General features: G+C 53.7%; 17 protein-coding genes. 9 read left to right on the top strand and 8 right to left on the bottom strand.

The genetic code is table 11. From position 1 onward, the window contains the following. The first annotated feature begins 104 nt into the window (after positions 1-104). The 3 genes from RHJ31_RS09215 (at position 105) to RHJ31_RS09205 (ending at position 2,732) form a co-directional block, all read left to right on the top strand. Positions 105-1,190 (top strand): CHAT domain-containing protein, encoded by a 1,086-nt coding sequence (locus tag RHJ31_RS09215; RefSeq protein ID WP_302676400.1) that lies wholly within the window; start codon positions 105-107, stop codon positions 1,188-1,190. Positions 1,191-1,291: 101 nt separating this feature from the next. Beyond that, positions 1,292-1,978: a photosystem II repair protein Psb32 gene (gene psb32 / locus RHJ31_RS09210; protein WP_302676399.1), complete on the top strand. Its 687-nt coding sequence runs from the start codon at positions 1,292-1,294 to the stop codon at positions 1,976-1,978. 19 nt (positions 1,979-1,997) lie between these two features. Next, positions 1,998-2,732, top strand: a complete 735-nt coding sequence (locus RHJ31_RS09205; RefSeq protein ID WP_149818073.1) for a 2-phosphosulfolactate phosphatase family protein — start codon at positions 1,998-2,000, stop codon at positions 2,730-2,732. Here RHJ31_RS09205 and RHJ31_RS09200 read toward each other — a convergent pair. Beyond that, positions 2,722-3,600 (bottom strand): 4-hydroxybenzoate solanesyltransferase, encoded by an 879-nt coding sequence (locus tag RHJ31_RS09200; protein ID WP_302676398.1) that lies wholly within the window; start codon positions 3,598-3,600, stop codon positions 2,722-2,724. The genes RHJ31_RS09205 and RHJ31_RS09200 overlap by 11 nt on opposite strands. 156 nt (positions 3,601-3,756) lie before the next feature. Here RHJ31_RS09200 and corA point away from each other — a divergent pair, with 156 nt between their 5' ends. From corA to RHJ31_RS09185, 3 genes are all read left to right on the top strand, one after another. Further along, positions 3,757-4,947 (top strand): magnesium/cobalt transporter CorA, encoded by a 1,191-nt coding sequence (gene corA, locus RHJ31_RS09195; RefSeq protein ID WP_302676397.1) that lies wholly within the window; start codon positions 3,757-3,759, stop codon positions 4,945-4,947. Positions 4,948-5,167: 220 nt separating this feature from the next. Beyond that, positions 5,168-6,070, top strand: coding sequence for a Tic22 family protein (locus tag RHJ31_RS09190; protein ID WP_302676396.1), 903 nt, complete (start codon positions 5,168-5,170; stop codon positions 6,068-6,070). Positions 6,071-6,079: 9 nt separating this feature from the next. Beyond that, a complete protein-coding gene (locus tag RHJ31_RS09185) occupies positions 6,080-7,147 on the top strand; it encodes an esterase-like activity of phytase family protein (RefSeq protein WP_302676395.1) in 1,068 nt (355 codons plus the stop codon). Here RHJ31_RS09185 and RHJ31_RS09180 read toward each other — a convergent pair. Together RHJ31_RS09180 and ebsA are read right to left on the bottom strand one after the other, a co-directional pair. Further along, a complete protein-coding gene (locus tag RHJ31_RS09180; RefSeq protein WP_302676394.1) occupies positions 7,144-8,211 on the bottom strand; it encodes a phosphotransacetylase family protein in 1,068 nt (355 codons plus the stop codon). The genes RHJ31_RS09185 and RHJ31_RS09180 overlap by 4 nt on opposite strands. Before the next feature lie 45 nt (positions 8,212-8,256). Beyond that, positions 8,257-8,631, bottom strand: coding sequence for a type IV pilus biogenesis protein EbsA (gene ebsA / locus RHJ31_RS09175; RefSeq protein ID WP_206199506.1), 375 nt, complete (start codon positions 8,629-8,631; stop codon positions 8,257-8,259). Between the two features lie 138 nt (positions 8,632-8,769). On the opposite strand from ebsA, the gene RHJ31_RS09170 reads away from it, so the two are divergent. Beyond that, the gene (locus tag RHJ31_RS09170; protein ID WP_206199507.1) at positions 8,770-9,102 is read left to right on the top strand and encodes a DUF760 domain-containing protein; all 333 of its coding nucleotides are present in this window, start codon (positions 8,770-8,772) and stop codon (positions 9,100-9,102) included. 33 nt (positions 9,103-9,135) lie between these two features. Next, a complete protein-coding gene (locus RHJ31_RS09165) occupies positions 9,136-9,564 on the top strand; it encodes a hypothetical protein (protein WP_302676393.1) in 429 nt (142 codons plus the stop codon). Here RHJ31_RS09165 and RHJ31_RS09160 read toward each other — a convergent pair. Next, positions 9,561-9,857, bottom strand: coding sequence for a TM2 domain-containing protein (locus RHJ31_RS09160; RefSeq protein WP_302676392.1), 297 nt, complete (start codon positions 9,855-9,857; stop codon positions 9,561-9,563). The genes RHJ31_RS09165 and RHJ31_RS09160 overlap by 4 nt on opposite strands. Before the next feature lie 75 nt (positions 9,858-9,932). On the opposite strand from RHJ31_RS09160, the gene RHJ31_RS09155 reads away from it, so the two are divergent. After that, positions 9,933-11,216 carry a glycosyltransferase gene (locus RHJ31_RS09155; protein ID WP_302676391.1) on the top strand — a complete coding sequence of 428 codons (1,284 nt, stop codon included), beginning with the start codon at positions 9,933-9,935 and terminating at the stop codon, positions 11,214-11,216. Here the strand turns inward: RHJ31_RS09155 and RHJ31_RS09150 are convergent. Genes RHJ31_RS09150 through minD form a run of 4 tightly spaced genes read right to left on the bottom strand, consistent with a single transcriptional unit; the run spans position 11,204 to position 14,800 of the window. After that, positions 11,204-12,427 (bottom strand): methionine gamma-lyase family protein, encoded by a 1,224-nt coding sequence (locus tag RHJ31_RS09150; protein WP_302676390.1) that lies wholly within the window; start codon positions 12,425-12,427, stop codon positions 11,204-11,206. The two genes, RHJ31_RS09155 and RHJ31_RS09150, sit on opposite strands and share 13 nt — an antisense overlap. A 47-nt stretch (positions 12,428-12,474) precedes the next feature. Continuing rightward, positions 12,475-13,683, bottom strand: a complete 1,209-nt coding sequence (gene cruG / locus RHJ31_RS09145) for a 2'-O-glycosyltransferase CruG (RefSeq protein ID WP_302676389.1) — start codon at positions 13,681-13,683, stop codon at positions 12,475-12,477. Continuing rightward, positions 13,680-14,000, bottom strand: coding sequence for a cell division topological specificity factor MinE (minE, locus tag RHJ31_RS09140; RefSeq protein WP_206199511.1), 321 nt, complete (start codon positions 13,998-14,000; stop codon positions 13,680-13,682). Before minE ends, cruG begins: the two co-directional genes overlap by 4 nt. Continuing rightward, positions 13,997-14,800 carry a septum site-determining protein MinD gene (minD, locus tag RHJ31_RS09135; RefSeq protein ID WP_206199512.1) on the bottom strand — a complete coding sequence of 268 codons (804 nt, stop codon included), beginning with the start codon at positions 14,798-14,800 and terminating at the stop codon, positions 13,997-13,999. The genes minE and minD overlap by 4 nt, the downstream gene beginning before the upstream one ends. Positions 14,801-14,825: the final 25 nt, after the last annotated feature.

The following is a 14,825-nucleotide window of genomic DNA, read 5'->3' as shown; positions in this document are numbered from 1 at the left end:
CTGCATTGGCAGTCACTGTCTCTCCTCTGAAAAAAACACTTGAATGGTGCATTGGCTAAGATATAGCTTGGCTAGAACGACAACACTTTCTTGGAACACTAAAGATGCACCGATACCTCCTCCGAATCTGTATTGCTCTGGTGTTGGTGCTGTCTCTTCAGTCCATTGCTCAAAGTGCCTTACCCGCTGGTGCAGGGGAATTTCTCACAGGTCGCGAGGCCACTTGGCAACGGGAATATGAAGTTTATTTTCAAAATCAATTTACTAGTCGGCGACTCAATCCCTCTGCCATTCAGCGCATTCTCAGGCAAATGTCCAAGCGTACGGGTTGGCACACAGCTCTTTTGCACTTGGCACCAACGGCCAACGAGATTAAGCTCTTAGTTACCTCTCTACAGGGAGAGCCACTGTTGCTGACTGTGCCAGCAGTGTCGCAAGCTGATCTGATGGCTACGGTTCAAGACTTTCGCCGCTCAGTGGCGGATCCACGCCAACAGTTTTTATCTGCCTCCTTTGGCAGTAGTGAGCAGCTTTTAGAAAAGTACGGTGTTGCCTTAATTCCAGCGTTTAACCTGATCAAAACTGACTATGCTCCCCTCAAAAATGCCACGGTCTTGGCAATGGGGGCTTCAGAATTCGATCGCCTCAGTCCACTGCCGGCAGTCCCCCAAGAATTAAGTGCCATCCAACAACTCTGGGGCGGATCCACCTTCCTCAATCGTGACTTTACTGTTGCCAACCTAACGCAACAACGGCAGCAGGGTAACTATTCCATCGTTCATCTGGCTACCCATGCCTTGTTTCGCCCCGGTCAAGCCCAAGAGTCCTTTATTCAACTGTGGGGCAGTGAAACAGTCACGCTGCAAAACCTCCCCCAACTGAATCTAGAGCAACCCCCTCTCGAACTGCTGGTTTTGAGTACCTGTCAAACCGCTCTGGGAGACGATCGCGCGGAGTTAGGCTCTGCGGGTCTTGCCCTTCAATCGGGTGCCAAAAGTGCCGTCGCTAGCCTCTGGCAAGTGAGTGATGCGGGTACCCTAGAACTCATGGAACACTTCTATAGCCATCTGCACCACACTGCTAGTAAAGTTGCTGCTCTGCAAAAGGCTCAATTACACCTTCTGAGATATTCAAGATTCCAAGCACCTTATTTTTGGGCAGGCTTTACACTCGTGGACGCTCCTTGGTAAAGCAATTTTCTGGCCATCGTTTTAAGATTTGTTAGAAGAAAATTTATTTTTGCAAGCAACATCTGAGAAAATTGCATTGAGAGATACAGGATTAAGCACAGATGGATTGGCAAGTGGCTTGGAAAAACGGCATTCGCTATCTTTTGCTGGCACTACTCGCTAGTACGTTGTGGGTCACCCCCGTCTGGGCAACCAGCGCGATCGATATCCCTTTGCCGGAAACAGCGGCCGGGGTCGTTGACGAAGGTAATGTGCTTAGTGCCGTCACCCAAGGCAGTGTCGGGCGATCGCTCCAAGACCTCTCCGAGGCAACGGGCATCAATGTTCATGTAGTTACACTGCACCGCCTCGACTATGGTGAAACCCCCCAGAGCTTTGTGGATGACCTCTTTAACCAGTGGTTTCCCGATCCTGAGTCCCAAGCCAATCAGGTGATCATTGCCCTCGATACCGTTACCAATGGCACAGCGATTCACTATGGCGAGGCCGTGGCCGAACGCTTGAATCCTGAAACTGCCGAAAGTATTGTCCAAGAAACGATGCGGGTGCCCCTACGGGATGGCAACTACAATCAATCAGTCCTTGACACCGTCGATCGCCTTGCGAAAGTCCTCAAAGGCGAACCGGATCCAGGCCCGCCCGTAGTACGCGAAGTGGTTGTCGAGAAAACCTACAAGAGCAAAGAGGAAACCGACGATCGCTCCGCCACAATTATCGTCGTTGCCCTGCTAATCGCCGCTACAGTGATCCCAATGGTGACATACTTTATGTATCAAGGATCATCGTAGCCAAGCTCTCCTTCCATTTATGAAAATCTATACTTACCACACACCAGAGCGTGTACCAGCCGACTGGCAACCCGATTGTGCCATTGCTGTTGATGTCCTGCGGGCAACCACTACGATCGCCACTGCCCTTGCCGCTGGTGCAGAAGCCGTTCAAGTCTTTAGTGATCTAGCAGAGCTAGAACAAGTGAGTCAGCAGTGGCCGGCAGCCAAGCGGATTCGCGTTGGTGAACGGGGTGGAAAAAAAGTTGCTGGCTTTGACATGGGCAACTCTCCTGCTGAATGCTTGCCAGAGCGGGTAAAAGGATGTCGCCTCTTTATGAGCACCACCAATGGCACCCGTTCCCTTGAGCGAATTCAAGCCAGTCCCCTCGTTCTTGCCGCCGCCCTTGTCAACCGTGCTGCCGTTGCCGAGTTTGTCCAAAAACATCAACCGGAAACCATCTGGATTGTTGGTTCGGGCTGGGAAGGTAGCTATTCCCTCGAAGATACCGTCTGTGCTGGCGCGCTGATTCATCACCTCTGGGGTCAGCAGGATGCCCCCCTCGAAGCCCTTGCGGGTAATGACGAAACTATTGCTGCCACTGCTTTGTACCGCTACTACCAAGATGATCTATTGACCCTCTTTCACCATTCCAGCCACGGGCAGCGCCTGCTCAACCTTGGCAATGAAGCCGATCTCAAATATTGTGCCCAAGTGGATATTCTGGCCATTGTGCCGTGGCAGGTTTCCCCCAAGCTCTTGACTAAGGCCTAGGGCACCACATCCCCACCCAGAGCAAAAAGCCCAACCAGACATTTTCATTGAAGTAACGACCATAGGTCTGAATGGGGAGCGTTGTGGTTTGGGTGTCACGGCGTTCGTGGGTATAAATTTGTAGAGATTGCCGCAGCCAAAAGTAGGTGGTCACGGCCAAGGCCAGCCAAAATCGCCAAGTGAGTCCCGCACTCCAGCCAACAATGATCAGGAACACCACCGTCAGCCCATAAAATAGCGCGATCGCCAAGGGCGCATAGGCACCGAAAAATAAGGCACTGGAATTTACCCCCAGTCGGCGATCGTCAGAGCGATCGGGCATAGCATACACCGTATCAAAGGCCAATGTCCACATCACCACTGCCGCCCACAACCACGCGGTGGTCAAGGTTAAGCGTCCCTGTACCGCTGCCCAAGGAATGAGGACAGCAAACCCCCAAGCCACTGCCAAAACGAGTTGCGGAATGGGAAAGACTCGCTTCGCCAAGGGATAGAGCAGAATCACCGGCACTGCGGCCACCGCCAGCCAATACCCCAAGGGAGTGAGGTAAAACGTCAATCCCCAAGCACAGAGGAAGGCAATCACCATCAAGCCCAAGGCCACACTGAGGGAGAGGCGGCGACTGGCTAGGGGGCGGTTTTGAGTCCGCTGCACATGGGGGTCAATATTGCGGTCCCAGCAGTCATTGACAATGCAGCCCGCCGCACTGGTGGCGATCGCCCCCACCGTGATCATCAGCAGCAACTGCAACGACGGCAAGCCCTCACTCGCCAAAGTTAACGACCAAAGCGCCGGAATGAGGAGAATCAAACGACCCGCAGGCTTATGCCACCGCAACAGTTGGGCAATGGCCACCCAAGTTGGCACTGAGGTTCTCGAAACTTGAGAATTCACCACACCGCTCCCACCGTGAATGCCACTACACTTAAAAATCTTAACTTTTCAGGCGATTTTGGGACGTTGCCGCCCCATTTGCCCTAGGTTTCTAGTTAGCCCGTTTGCACTCCGTCGATTTCCCCCTTTATGGCCAGAAAACCCTTTCACTTTTTCCGTAGTGCTGCCCCGCCAGACCCCACACCCCCCGCCGAGGAAGAAGATAACTATCTCGAAGATTACTTCTTTGATGAACCCGGCGCCATGCCCGGTACCCTCAGTATTGAGGCCGATGCGCCACCGCCGACAATTATTCTCATTGACTATCAGCCGGATCAGGCCAGCCGTCGCGTTTTAGAAACGCCGGAAGAATGTGGCCCCTACCTCAGCAGTCCCTCCGTCAGTTGGATAGATGTTCAAGGGATTGGCGATGAAGACGTGATGCGGCGACTTGGCCAAGTTTTTCACCTGCACCCCATTGTCCTTGAAGATATTGTCAATGTCCCCCAGCGCCCCAAAGTTGAGGATCATGACGATTACCTTGTGCTGATTACCCGCATGGTCACCCCCAAGGACAATGAACACGGCTTTTATACTGAACAAGTGAGCTTTGTCTTGGGGCCGCATTTCTTGCTCACAGTACAAGAAGAACCTGAACGGGATTGTTTTGACATGGTTCGGCAGCGGATTCGCACCAGTCGCGGCATCATTCGTCGCTATGGCCCCGATTATTTAGCCTATGCCCTTTTGGATGCCATTATTGATGGCTTCTACCCGGTTCTAGAAGACTACGGCGAGCGTATTGAGGAATTAGAAGATGCCGTAGTTACCCGTCCTAGTCGCGCCATTCTCGAAGAAGTCCACCAAGTGCGCCGCGAATTACTGGCGCTGCGCCGTGCCATTTGGCCACAACGGGATGCCATCAATGCCATGATTCGCGATCCCAGCCCCCTTCTCTCCGAGGAAGTGCGCATCTACCTACGAGATTGCTATGACCATGCCATTCAAGTGCTAGATATGGTGGAAACCTACCGTGAACTGGCGGCCAGTTTGATGGATGTGTATCTTTCTTCCGTTGGCAATAAAATGAACGAAATTATGAAAATTCTGACGATCATTTCGACCATTTTCATACCGCTGACCTTTATTGTCGGTATCTATGGCATGAACTTTGATCCCGATACCTCCCCTTGGAATATGCCTGAACTGGAGTGGTATTGGGGCTATCCAGCCTGCTGGGCGGTCATGCTTACCGTGGCGGGCAGTTTATTTTTCTTTTTCTGGCGCAAGGGCTGGTTCCAAAGCAGCACCAGTATAGGCTCCCTAGATACTGAACGCTAGTTCCCCATAGAGTTTAGAAACTTGCCTCTTGTCCCTTGCGTCAAATTGGCTTAGGGTGGGAAAGCAAAGGGAGTACTTCATATGTAAAAATACTCACTTGTTACGTGCATAAGTTTTGGTGTGAGTTAGGTACTACAGGGCGATCGCCCCTCTCTCCACACGTGAAGAATGGGATTGGGAGAGTTAACCGACTGCAATCAAGCATGAATTAGGAGACTGTATGAAAAGATTGGCACACTTGGGTGTTTTGGCAGGGTTAGTGAGTAGCCTATGGCTAGCACCCGCCATCAGCCGCTATGACATTGCCACTGCCTTGCCCGAAGAACAAGTGTTGCGCATCCTCAACAATGTGCCCATTTTTATGATCACCAATGATAAGGGGGAACCGCTGACCTTTGAGATGCCCAATCCCCAAGATCAAAGCAAGAAAATTCAAGTTTTTACCTTCTTTGTCAATCAGCAGGATGCCCAAACTGCCCTGAACACCATTAAAACCCAGCAGCCGGAGGTGGGTCGCGTGGCGCGGGTCTCGGCAGCCGCTCTCAGTGGGGCGGTGAAAATTGCCCTCGAAAGCCAAAAAAATCCTGCCATTGGTGTGGACATTATCCCCTCCAGACCGCAACTGGAAGCAGCGGTGAATCTGCTCAAACAAAGTGGCGATCTAGTGGAACGCGATGGCAAAATTCTCACCAAGGATGGTAGGCCGTTCATGGGCGGTACCCCCCTCTTTTTCCTAGCAGATAGCAAAACAGGCAACCCCATTGCCATTGAAGCCCAAATGCGCGAAAACGGCCAGACCCGCACCCAGCGGTTTATTCCCTTTTACTTTGATAAAACCCAACTCCAACGGGAAGTGGATCAAGCCCGCCAGCAGCGTCCTGAACTGGCCAAGGATACCGGGATTCGCGTCGTCATGCTGGATAATTTGGTGGCAACCATGTTGAGCACCAACGATCCTGTGGCGGGTCAAATTCAACTGGTACAAACCCCTGAGGCAATTCAGTTTGCCGTGCAACAGAGCGGTGGCAATAATGCCCAGCGACCGAATCAAGCGAATCAACCCGCGTCTCCCCAGCGCCCAAATCAACAGGGGGGCGGTCAAGGCACAAACCGCAACCGCTAAGACACACCCATGCCCTGGCGACACCTGCTAACGGCAATTCTGCTCCTTGGCTTCCTGTGGGGATGTGCCCTCCCTCAAGTGCGAGCAGAGGAGCGCCTGTTTCTGAACGTCGGGGTGGAATTTCGTGGCGAAGTGCAATTAGCTGTTGGCAGCCAGTGGCAGAATACCGAGGTGGGGGGGCTGTCGGGTTTGATCTACGATCCGCGTCAACAGCAGTTCTATGCCATTAGTGACGATCGCCAGCAACCTCGGTTTTACACCCTCGAAATCACTCCCGAAACCATTACCCCCAAGGACGTAACCTTTCTGCAGCAGACGAATGGTGAGGTGTATCCGCCCAACACTGCCGACACTGAGGGGATTGCGCTGACGCCTGAGGGGCACCTTGTAATTAGCAGTGAAGGGGTAACGGCCACGGCTAGCCCCCCTTGGATCAAAGAGTTTGAGCGCGCGAATGGACGAACCATTGCAGCTCTCCCTATGCCCAAGTACTATCTCCCCAATGGTCAGCAGGGCATTCGCAATAATCTTGGTTTTGAGGCACTGACGCTTTCGCCGGCGGGCGATCGCCTGTTTGTCGGCGTTGAATCGGCCCTTGCCCAAGATGTCCGCCCCAATATCCCCATTTACTGCCGCCTGCTCCATTACCTGCGGGGGGATGTTGCCCCTGTGTTGGTGGCGGAGCATCTCTATCCCTTGGATGCCTCAGAGGCCGTGTTTAATGGCCTTGTGGAGCTACTCGCCCTTGACAATGGTGGCCATTTTCTGAGCTTGGAGCGCAGCTATAGTCCGGGGGTGGGGCATGGCATTAAGCTTTTTGAAGTATCCCTAGCGGGGGCAACAGATACCCTTGGCATGGCTACGTTACCGGTTGATCTGCGCACTCTCCGCCCTGTGCAGAAACGGCTAATTTTGGATTTCAAGACGCTGGGGATTCCCTTGACCAATTTGGAGGGGATGAGCTTGGGTCCCCCCTTAGCTGATGGGGCGCGATCGCTCTACATCATTGGCGACAACAACTTTGATGGCAAGACGCCGACCCAAGTTCTGATTTTTGCCTTAACCTTCCAGCGCTAGGCCTCAACGGTCAAGAGTCCCAGTTGTGCTAACAGGCGATCGCCCTCCAGATGCTCCTGCATCATTTGTTCGACGCATTTGACTTTAGCGATTTCATGGAGGCGCACCTGACCAAAGGCACGATCCACAATTTCCACGGCTGTTAGGGTGTCTAAGTCCACCGAGAGAATGGGAATTTCCAACTCTTCGGCACGGGCAAGAATCGCAGGGGAAGGCGGCAAATGCCCCGTGAGGATCAGACAGTGGGTGGAGGTCTCCAAGGCCGCCCATTGAATATCGGTGCGATCGCCCCCGGTAATCACCGCCATATTGTTTGCTTTACGGAAATACTTCAAGGCAGCACTGACGTTCATTGCCCCAATGGTGAGTTCTTCTACCAGCAAATCCAAGCGATCCGGGCGGCACAACACTTCCGCATTTAACTGGCGTACCAATTCCCTGACACTGACACTGCGCAGCAACTGACTGCGGGGCAACATACCAAAAACTGGAATTTGGTGTGCCTCGAGATATTGGCGAATGGCAGGCAAGGGTTGGGCTTCAGGTTGGGGAATATCGTTGATGATCACCCCCAATAGGCGATCGCCCAATTCCGACTTGGCGAGGAGGAGCGATTCCACCACCAAGGGGGACTCGTAGCGCACCACCAGTAAAATGGGTGCATCCAACACCGCTGCCATCTGAGCTAACCCCAAATCAAACAGCCGCCCCTCGGCTAAGGTGGCTGGCCCTTCGAGGAGCACCAAGTCTTCACTATTGATAGTGTGATAGGCTGCTAGGGCTTGGCGATAATCCTGCTGATCTGTGCCCATGAGCCGTGCCTTGATCACTTCTGGCGTCAGCGTGAGCAATGTGGGTCGCACATTCTCTAGGTTAAGGGTTTGCTGTAAAAAACTGACATCGGCTTCAGTGTCTTCACTCTCGGTAGCGGGTTGGTAGGTGCCCAAGGGCTTACCATAGGCAATGCGCAGATGGCGATCGCGACAGAGCTTGGCCAAGCCTAAAACCGTTGCCGACTTACCGCTATAGGGCACAATGGAACCAATTAATAAATGCTTCGCCACCGTTTAGTTACTCCTCCCACAACCCCAACCCTGAACACGCTATCCCTAGTCAAGCCGTAACAGCTTACGATAAAACGCTTTGGAAAAATCGGCAATACGATGTTTTTTATAGTTAATAATTACATCAATGAGATGATCCACCAGTTCAAACGTGGTGATGGACATTTCGTACTGGAGATCAGGCGAATTATCAAAGGTCACCGTACAACGGGATAAATCCGCCGGCAAATTGGCGATTGTCCATGTGGCAATAAAATCAACATTGTTACCGCCTTCAATCCCCCGTTGTCCCTCCAACTTCCCCAAACGGTAGAGGGCGATGCCCAAGGGCAGCAGCGGACGTTTCTCAGCACGCATATAGGGGGCAAAGATATTGACTTCCCGGGGGTTGGCAGGCTGAAGCTGATCGAGGGCGGTCATGCAAGAATCCTTGTGTATTCAGTCTCACCGAGTGCTGAGGTCTATTCTACAGGTAGAGCAGGTAGCACGGGAGTCTTCGCTCTAGTAGCGCATTTTGGTTTGGTAACATATAGTTAACATAACTAACGAGCACTGCCTATGGTTTTTGATCCCGGAAACGCTAATTTCTACCAGTCTTCTACGGATGATGGGCAGCCCAATCTGCTCCTGAAGTACCTGCAAAGCCAATCGCCAGAAGTTTTGACCCGTATTGCCCGTTCCGTCAGTCCAGAAATTCGCCAAATTATCAGCCAGAATGTCCAAGGTCTCGTGGGCGGCCTTCCCTCCGAGGATTTTAATGTCCAAATTGCCACCGATCGCGACAACCTTGCGGGGTTATTGGCCTCAGCCATGATGACGGGGTATTTTCTGCGCCAGATAGAACAGCGCATGGAACTGGAAATGAGCCTCGGCGATCTACCTATGCCCTAGGTTCTACCCACATACTTATTGTGAGTCTTGCTTGTGTCCGATCCTTGGCAACAGTTTAAGGCACTGCCTTGGCGATCGCTGGTGCCCACAGGTCTTCTTGTTGCCCTGCTTGCAGCGCTGTTTGATACGGGGCTTTACTATATTGCCGGTGCCATCGCATCTGTCGGCGAGGCGTTGATCATCCTACTTCAGCCTCCTTTGGGTCTGTTAGTCCGCCTTGGTCTGAGCATTGGCCTTGGAATGGTGGCAGTGATCTCTTTGGAGGTGTGGTTTAACCCAGCGCCGATCTATAGCGGCACCCTCTGGGCGTTATTTCTGTGTGTCCTAATGGCCAGTGTGTTCTTGAGCTTTTTTAGCGGCACCTTGGGACTGCGCCCCCTATTTTTTCCACTCACAGAGGTGTTCCTGATTGGCACAGCCGTGGGGATTTTTTGGCAGGGTCGTCGCTACTGGCGGTATTAATTCGCTTCCTCAAGACGAGACGCGGGGAGCTTCGGAACGACGGCACTAATCTCAGGATTGAAGGCGGCATCAAAGGCATCGGCTCCCTGAAACAAATACCACACGGCCTCAATCACACAGGCAATGTGAGCAATGCTCCCCAAAGAACCGTAGGGCACTGTCGAAAAGAGTAGCCCCAGCATGAGGTAAACACCACCCCACAGGGGTTGGCGCAAATAAAACTTATGGAGTCCGGGGAGAAAGATGCCGGCCAAGGCTAAGAGAATGGCGATCGCGCGATTACGGTAGCCCATGATTGCTCACTGTGAATGACTCTAAATGCGATATTCAGTTAATCTTTAGCAAAACGCAACCTTGAGGAGTCTGGATTGCCACAACCACTATCTGTTGCTGTCTTTATTTGCCTAGAATGGCAACCCAATGCCGGGGGACACGTCAAATGTTGGGAACGTTTTGCGGCAGCTGCCAGCCACTACCCAGACCGCGTTGACCTGACCATTTACTTCCTTGGTGCCAAACAGCAAACCCTAGAGGTAGCAGCCAATGTTCGCTACCAATTGCTACCGCCCCAGTTCAGCACGCACTCACTGGAAATTATGCGCCAAGGGGCAGGCGTGACCGATGTAGCTCCCTTGCATTGGGGATTGCGCCGTTATTTACCCCAACATCAGGTGTTTCACATTACGGATACTTTTAGCTTTGCTCAAACGGTGCGCCGCTTTTGTCGCCAGTACCATCGTCCTCTCCTCAGTTCGATTCACACGGATTTGCCCTTATTGACCCGCACCTATTCGCGGGAAATTATTTGGCGCATGAGTGGCCGCAGTTGGGGGCGAGAATTTTGGCGGTGGCTATGGCTGGAGAAATTACAAGTGGATCAGTGGTTTGGTTACCGAGCCGAACGTAAATTAGCGGGTTTTATGCGTGCTAGCGATCGCGTCTTGGTCTCGCGGCAGCAGGATGCCGATTGGCTGCTCACGTTTTTGCCCCCTGAGCGGGTGGCGTGGTTTCAGCGGGGCATCGATCGCGATCGCTTTCATCCGCGATTTCGCAATCCCCAATGGCTACGGGAGGAGTATCACCTGCCAGAGGTGCCGATCGCGCTTTTTGTCGGTCGGGTAGATGCCAGTAAAAATGTGCTCCTGTTGGCGCAGGCAGCTCAAGTGTTAACCAATCAAGGAAAGGCATTCCATGTGTTGATTGTTGGCGAAGGGGCACAGGCTACCCTTGTCAAAGACCTTTTGGGCGATCGCGTCACCCTCACAGGCAAGGTACCCCAAGAAAAATTAGGGGCAATTTATGCCAGCAGTGATCTATTCGTCTTTCCCTCAGAGTCGGAAACAGGGCCCAATGTAGTGGTGGAAGCACGGGCGGCAGGATTACCCGTCGTCATTTCTGGGTTTGATGGCGGGCGCAAATATGTCCAAACCTCAGGGGAGGATGGGGTGGTGGTTTACAGTCGCGACCCCCAAGAGTGGGCAGCCGCCATTACCCCGCTGTTAGACGATGCCCCCTATCGCCAGCGGATGGGAACACAGGCACACCAGATCACCCAAGCAACGTGCCCCACGTGGCAGGACGCCTTTGAGCAGAGCATTTTGTGCCAATGGGAAGCGGTTGCTCAAGTCTACGGCTGGCCTCAAAAAGCCTGATCCTCTAGGAGAGCCTCTAAAATCAAGGCCATATGGGTCCAGTGGGTTCCCCCCTGACAAAAGACAATATAGGGTGGACGCAAAGGGCCATCGGCAGACAGTTCCGACGTGCTGCCGTCAATAAACGTGCCCCCAGCCATCACTAGATCATCGGCATAGCCGGGCATGGGCGCAGGTATAGGATCAAGATAGGAACCCACCGGGGAGTAACGTTGCAACGTACGGCAAAAGGCAATCAGCTTTTCAGGACTGCCCAATTGGATCGCTTGAATGACATCGCGGCGGGGGGCAAGGGGGGCGGGGTTGACGGGATAACCCAATTGGTCAAAGACATAGGCCAAGAGATGGGCGCACTTGAGGGCTTCGCCGACCATTTGCGGTGCTAAGAACAGCCCTTGAAAGAGCAGACGATGTTGATCAAATGTGGCACCCCCTTCGTGGCCAATCCCCGGTGCCGTAAGGCGATAACTGGCTTGCTCAATGAGATCAGCGCGTCCTGCTAAGTAGCCCCCCGCGGTGGCGATCGTGCCGCCGGGATTTTTAATCAGAGAACCCGCAATCAAATCGGCGCCAACATGGGGCGGTTCTTGGGTCTCGACAAATTCGCCGTAGCAATTATCCACAAAACAAACCACATTGGGATTTTGCCCCTTGATCAGTTGGATCATTTTGCCAATGTCCTCAAGGCTGAGGCTCGGCCGCCATGTATAGCCACAGGAGCGTTGAATGAGCACCATGCGGGTTTGAGGTTGGACACAGGTGGCGATCGCCCCCCAATCCGGTTCGCCCGTACTCAGGAGGGGAATCTCCCGATAGTGAATCCCAAAGTCCTTGAGGGAACCTTGGCCGCGACCCCGCAGGCCAATCACCTCTTCTAGGGTGTCGTAGGGGGCACCCGCAAGGGAAATCAGTTCATCCCCAGGGCGGAGCACACCAAACAGGGCGGTGGCGATCGCGTGGGTACCAGAAACAAATTGCACCCGCACCAAGGCCGCCTCAGCCCCCATCACCTGCGCAAAAACGCGATCCAGCACCTCACGCCCTAGGTCGCCATGACCATAGCCCGTCATGCTACTGAAGTGATGCACCCCCAGCCGCTGCTGCCGAAACGCCCCTAGAACCCGATCCAAATTTTCCTTAACGCGGCCATCAATTTCGTTAAACGTTGGGGCAAGTGCCTCTTGGGCAGCAGTTACAAGTGGAGTTTTCACGTCGAGACTAATCATTGAGCAACGGCAAGTGTCATAAAGATAAAGACTTAAACCAAAGTCTGAGTCTTGGCAGGATAAATGCGTCCTCGCCACTGCTTAGGGCGTTGCCAAGAGGAGAGGGTAATTCGCAGGGCGGCGAGGGGATCCGCAAGGGGAGACAGCCAAAAGAGCCAGTGCCCTTGACCCGTCTGCCAATCATAGACAGGGGCGATCGCCAGTGTCATGCCGCAGCGGATCAGCACCAGCAAGCCATTGAGCAGTGTCGCCATCTCTAAAGGAAGGCTGGGAGTAGTCATTGCCAGTGCCATCAAGCCCAAAATCAACAGGGGCAACGGTAATCCCTGTACTGCCCAGAGGAAATAGGCATCGCCCCAGAGCTGGGCGGCGGGGGTGGCATCCTTGAGATCCAGCGATCGCCCCCATTCTCGCCATGTCTCCGCCATGCCCTCATACATCCGCACCTTGAGCACCTTGGAGCCATCGCGAAAGGCCACCCGTGCTCCCCTAGCTGCTGCCGCCCGCACTAACGTTACATCATCACAAAAGGAGGAAGCGGCAACTTGGTAGCCGCCCATTGCCTCGAGGCGCGATCGCCGAATGAGTAGGCACTGACCATTGGCCAGAATCCGCTCCGGCTGAGTTTCCACAGCGCGCGCTGCGCCAAAGCGGTAGATCAGCGTCAAGAGCAACGCCGGTTGCAGCCACCATTCACCGCCGGTCTTGAGGATAAAGCGAGGCGAGAGAGAAATCAGATCCAGTTGCTCCTGCTCTGCTGTCGCCAAAAGACTAGCCACAAGGCCGGGTTGCGGTTGGGTATCCGCATCAATGCCCAAAATCCACTCACTATCGGGATGGGCACGACAAAAGCCCGTATGTAAAGCCCAAGGCCGCCCCACCCACCCCGGCGGTAAGGGGGGATCAAACTCCAGTCGCAGACGCGGATCGCGGTGTTGTGCCGCGTGCACGATTTCAGCCGTGCCATCTTGGGAATGACTATCAACAATCAGAATTTCCCGCACCTCGTAGCCTTGACGCATTAAGCCCTCTAAACAGGGTTGCAACCGCTGTGCCTCATTGAGGGTGGGGACAACAATTGAGACTTTGGCTAAGTTCTCTGGGTGGGAGGGCTGGGGGGTTAAGGGAGTCGGTCGTCGCCAACCTAGCCCTAAACGGGCGATTAAAACAGCCGCCCAAGGTGCCTGTGCCAGGATCGCGGCGCTGGCGATCGCTGCTATGCCAACTGCAACGGTACTCAATTTTCTTCTGCCTCGTCCTCTGCTGGCGAATTTTCGGGGGGCGGAACATCCTCTGGAGACAGTTTCAGCCGTTTAATCGGTAAATTGGCAATCAAAGCCGTTGTCCGCTGATCCGACTCTAGGGAAACCGCTAGCCCCTCCGTTTCTAGCTCCACATAGCGGGAGACCACCTCTAAAATATCGCGCCGCAGATTGTCCAAAATTTGCGGTGTCAGGGCCGTGCGATCGTGGGCAAGAACTAACTTTAAACGCTCCTTGGCAGTGGTGCGACTGGGGGGAGTACGGGTAAACAGCCGCTCTAAAAGTTCACTGATCATCCCTTTGCCCCAAACAAGCGTCGAATGCGACCAAAGAGTCCACCGCTTGCCGCCTCTAAATCAAGAAACTCAACCTTTTCCCCCTCCAAGCGACGGGCAATATTCATAAAGGCCTGCCCCGCTAGGGACAGCGACTCTGCCAAGACCAAGGGTTCCCCTTTGTTGGTGGAAACAATCACCTTCTCATCCTCGGGGACAATGCCAATCAGGGGAATGGAAAGAATTTCTTGGACATCTTCGACGGACATCATATCGTTGGCAGCCACCATTGCTGGGCGTAAGCGATTCAAAATGAGATGGCTATTGCGAATGCGGTAGGCCTCCAGCAGGCCAATCACGCGATCGGCATCCCGTACAGCGGCAATTTCTGGCGTGGTCACCACCAAGGCTTCCTGCGCAGGGGCAATGGCATTGCGAAATCCCGCCTCGATCCCCGCTGGACAATCAATGAGCACGTAATCATAGTGCTTGCTCAGGGCTGAGGCCAACTGTCGCATCTGTTCTGGGGTAATGGCATCCTTATTGCGGCTTTGGGCTGCGGGCAGCAACACCAGCCTATTCAGGCGTTTATCGCGCACAAGGGCTTGATCCAAGCGACACTGCCCAGTCAGCACATCAATGGCGGTGTAAACCACGCGATTTTCCAAGCCGAGTAGTAGGTCAAGGTTACGCAAGCCAAAGTCGGCGTCAATGAGCACCACCGATCGCCCCAATTTGGCCAAAGCCACACCAATATTGGCACTGGCGGTTGTTTTCCCCACGCCCCCTTTGCCCGAGGTAATGACAATCGTGCGCCCCATTGAACTCCCTAGGAATTGGCTTACT

Origin of the sequence: Thermosynechococcus sp. JY1331, assembly GCF_031583475.1 — a bacterium.
Taxonomy (GTDB): domain Bacteria; phylum Cyanobacteriota; class Cyanobacteriia; order Thermosynechococcales; family Thermosynechococcaceae; genus Thermosynechococcus.
This window is presented reverse-complemented; position numbering and strand designations above follow the sequence as displayed.

What these genes read in the sequence shown, in the direction of transcription:
- minD (WP_206199512.1), bottom strand. Translation starts at nt 14,800, where the DNA reads ATGGGGCGCACGATTGTCATTACCTCGGGCAAAGGGGGCGTGGGGAAA.
- RHJ31_RS09190 (WP_302676396.1), top strand. Translation starts at nt 5,168, where the DNA reads ATGAAAAGATTGGCACACTTGGGTGTTTTGGCAGGGTTAGTGAGTAGC.
- corA (WP_302676397.1), top strand. Translation starts at nt 3,757, where the DNA reads ATGGCCAGAAAACCCTTTCACTTTTTCCGTAGTGCTGCCCCGCCAGAC.
- RHJ31_RS09215 (WP_302676400.1), top strand. Translation starts at nt 105, where the DNA reads ATGCACCGATACCTCCTCCGAATCTGTATTGCTCTGGTGTTGGTGCTG.
- psb32 (WP_302676399.1), top strand. Translation starts at nt 1,292, where the DNA reads ATGGATTGGCAAGTGGCTTGGAAAAACGGCATTCGCTATCTTTTGCTG.
- minE (WP_206199511.1), bottom strand. Translation starts at nt 14,000, where the DNA reads ATGATCAGTGAACTTTTAGAGCGGCTGTTTACCCGTACTCCCCCCAGT.
- RHJ31_RS09205 (WP_149818073.1), top strand. Translation starts at nt 1,998, where the DNA reads ATGAAAATCTATACTTACCACACACCAGAGCGTGTACCAGCCGACTGG.
- RHJ31_RS09185 (WP_302676395.1), top strand. Translation starts at nt 6,080, where the DNA reads ATGCCCTGGCGACACCTGCTAACGGCAATTCTGCTCCTTGGCTTCCTG.
- ebsA (WP_206199506.1), bottom strand. Translation starts at nt 8,631, where the DNA reads ATGACCGCCCTCGATCAGCTTCAGCCTGCCAACCCCCGGGAAGTCAAT.
- RHJ31_RS09160 (WP_302676392.1), bottom strand. Translation starts at nt 9,857, where the DNA reads ATGGGCTACCGTAATCGCGCGATCGCCATTCTCTTAGCCTTGGCCGGC.
- RHJ31_RS09170 (WP_206199507.1), top strand. Translation starts at nt 8,770, where the DNA reads ATGGTTTTTGATCCCGGAAACGCTAATTTCTACCAGTCTTCTACGGAT.